This window comes from Kitasatospora sp. NPDC047058, from assembly GCF_040643935.1.
Taxonomy (GTDB): Bacteria; Actinomycetota; Actinomycetes; order Streptomycetales; family Streptomycetaceae; genus Kitasatospora.
In genome coordinates, this window is record NZ_JBEYVJ010000677.1 from 1 (window position 1) to 2,644 (window position 2,644).

The window sequence follows — 2,644 nt, forward strand, 5'->3', positions numbered from 1 at the left end:
AACGCGCTGCTCCGGGCAAGCACCGAGGACGGGCACGCCTCGCTCGGCTGGCCGGAGGCCGGGCGGATCGAGGCCGGGTCGCTGGCCGACTTCACCTCGACCAACCCGGACGCGGCCGCTACCAGAAACGGACTTAACGTCCTCTCAAGTTCCCAGACGAGCGGGACGTCCTCGTAGCGCGCTCACCGGCCAGTGGCCGGGCCGTCCGGGGGACGCTCCCCGCCGGGGCGGCCCCTTCGTGATGCCGCCCGACCGTGCCGGATGGTGCAACTGGCAGCACGCCTGACTTTGGATCAGGCGACCGGGGTTCGAATCCTCGTCCGGCAGCGCAGCACCTGGAGATTTGGCCGAGTGGCAGGGCAGCGGCTTTGCTCAAGCCGTCGCCGGGCCACACCCGCGCGCGTTCGACCCGCGCACTCTCCGCGCAACACAGCAGTGTCATGGAGGAGCCGGCCGACAGGCGGCGCCGGCCTCGGTCTCGAAAACCGTTGGGGTGCGCGAGCACCCGTGTGGGTTCGACCCCCACCTCCTCCGCCAAGGGCGAGCTGGGCATGGGAGAGCCCAGGGGTCTGTAACACCCCCGCTTCGGCTGTGGCGGTTCGAATCCGCCCTCGCCCACCTCTACCGACCCCGGGCGGGCCGGCCTCCTTTGAAGGTGCGTGCGAGGCAGAGGTCTGCCCTGCTCAGGTGCTTTCGGGCGTGTCGGCGCTGCACTCCGGCGTACCTGGACTCCGGAACGTCCGAGGCGTGCTTGCGCCGGGAGTAAGGGCAAGTTTGTGCCGGAGACCTCAATGTCCAGGTCAAGGGGAGACGGCCTGCCGTTGTCGCGAGCCGGGTCTGATTGGCCGTCACCTCTTACGGCCGTGTACGGTTGAACTGTGTTCGTGCCCGTCGTGGCGTGAGCATCTGTGCATTGTCTATTCAGGGGGAAGAGATGAAGCTGGATATGAGGTCGGCGCTGCGCGGAGGGGTAGTGGCCGCGAGTGCCGCTGTTCTCATCGCCACAAACGCCGTATCGGCAGGTGCCCAGCCCGGCGTGCGCAACATTCGGTACGGAGACTCCGGGAACGGCGTGCATTGCGTTCAGATGGCGCTCAATCTCTGGGGTCGTGCGCACGATGGCTGGACCGGACGTATTTCCGAGGACGCCCCCTTCGGAGAGGAGACGCGCGGGGCGCTGTTGAACTTCCAGCGGCAGAACAACCTTTCCGCCGACGCTGTCGTGGGCCCCCGGACCGGAAACATTCTCTACTACAACTACCTCAAGCCCGCCGGCTACGCCTGGTGCTATTACCAAGTTCCTACCGCCTAACCAGCCGTAGTGAGTCTCCGGGCGGCCCCCACCGGTGTAGCCGGCGGTGGCCGCCCGCCTTTGTACTTGGCATAGAGCGCCTCGAAGCAGTCGGCGTTGAAGTTGTGGAGCACGTCCCGGATCCGGTCACTGCTGGCGAACGTCATCTCGGCGATCTTCGCCACCGGCATGCTCTGCGCGGGCAGCAGCACCATCTGGGCCCGCCGCCATGTCACCACCGAACCGGTGCCCTTTCGGACGATCCGTAGAAGGCGCTGTCCCTCGTCGTCATCGATGTCCCGCACCCGCACACGTCCAGTCACGTGAGCATTGGGCTCGTCTGGAGTGGGCTGGACGATCAACTGTCGGGCGTGGCTCCTACGATGCCAGGCATGGCGCGCTTTGACGATCTCCAGCAGTCCTTGTGGGACACCGATAGCAACTGCGGAGTGCAGCCGCCCGTCACCGACCAGGTGATTCTGGACGCCGAGCGGCTGCTGAACGTCACGCTCCCCAGCTCCCTGCTCGACCTGCTGCGACGGCAGAACGGGGGCCAGGTCACGAGCAGCCGGAATGCTTTCCCCACGAGCAGGCCAACCTCGTGGAGTGCCGACCACATCCCCTTCGACAGCATGCTGGGTATCGGCCACCGCGAGGGAACGCTCTCCCTGCTCGACAGCCCGTACCTGGTCGCAGAGTGGAACCTCCCCGCCCCTGTGGTGCTGGTCTCGGGTGACGGGCCCTGCTGGATCGGACTCGACTACCGAGTCTGCGGCCGACACGGGGAACCGTCCGTCACCTGGTTCGATGCTGACGACAGCTCGGAGTTGTCCCTCGCTCCGGACCTCCAGTCCTTCACCGAAGGCTTCACCTCCGCCGACGGGTTCGAGAGCGTGAAGAGCGATGGCTCATTCGGCTGACCCCACACGCGAAGCGCCTCCGGACTACCAGCAAGGCCAGACCCTGCCACGACCAGTACAGGTGGCAGCCGTGCAGCCGGCCGTCCACGCGGCCTCCGAGGCGCACCACTCCCGCTGACCAGCACCGCCTCCTCACGCAGGACAGACAGCTGCGCCGCCCCGTCCGTCTGGCCCGCGTCGTCGTTGTTGATCTTGCCTACCCCGGGACTGACCTGGACCTGTATTGGGCGCGGTTGAAGCGCTCGGGACTGTCTGCCAGCTCCGGTGCTCTCGTTGCTTCGGTGTTGTCCGGTGGCCGGGTAAGGTTCGGGAGCGATCGGGGGGTGACGGTGGGTAATGCGGGTTTGGTGCATCAGGTGCGGATGCTGCGGGCGGGGGTGGGTGACCCTGCGTTGATGGTGGCGCAGTTCCGGTTGAGTACGGTGCTGGTGCC

Annotated in this window: 2 protein-coding genes, 4 tRNA genes and 1 pseudogene; 6 read left to right on the forward strand and 1 reads right to left on the reverse strand. The window is 66.9% G+C overall.

Features of this window, described 5'->3' with window-relative positions; translation table 11 throughout:
- Positions 1 to 255 precede the first annotated feature (255 nt).
- The 5 genes from ABZ885_RS39160 (at position 256) to ABZ885_RS39180 (ending at position 1,312) form a co-directional block, all read left to right on the forward strand.
- Positions 256 to 327: transfer RNA gene (locus ABZ885_RS39160), tRNA-Gln, on the forward strand.
- 10 nt (positions 328 to 337) lie between these two features.
- A tRNA-Ala gene (locus tag ABZ885_RS39165) sits at positions 338 to 423 on the forward strand.
- 19 nt (positions 424 to 442) lie between these two features.
- Positions 443 to 537, forward strand: a tRNA-Ser gene (locus ABZ885_RS39170).
- 1 nt (position 538) lies between these two features.
- Positions 539 to 618 (forward strand) — tRNA-Tyr (locus ABZ885_RS39175).
- 280 nt (positions 619 to 898) lie between these two features.
- A complete protein-coding gene (locus tag ABZ885_RS39180) occupies positions 899 to 1,312 on the forward strand; it encodes a peptidoglycan-binding domain-containing protein (protein WP_360199677.1) in 414 nt (137 codons plus the stop codon).
- 47 nt (positions 1,313 to 1,359) lie between these two features.
- Here the strand turns inward: ABZ885_RS39180 and ABZ885_RS39185 are convergent.
- Positions 1,360 to 1,614, reverse strand: a pseudogene (locus ABZ885_RS39185) (IS630 family transposase); the annotation flags it as partial.
- A 69-nt stretch (positions 1,615 to 1,683) separates the two neighbouring features.
- Between ABZ885_RS39185 and ABZ885_RS39190 the strand changes: the two are divergent.
- Positions 1,684 to 2,211, forward strand: coding sequence for an SMI1/KNR4 family protein (locus ABZ885_RS39190; protein ID WP_360199679.1), 528 nt, complete (start codon positions 1,684 to 1,686; stop codon positions 2,209 to 2,211).
- Positions 2,212 to 2,644 lie beyond the last annotated feature (433 nt).

Coding starts and splice junctions, on each gene's coding strand:
- ABZ885_RS39190 (WP_360199679.1), top strand. CDS start 1,684: ATGGCGCGCTTTGACGATCTCCAGCAGTCCTTGTGGGACACCGATAGC.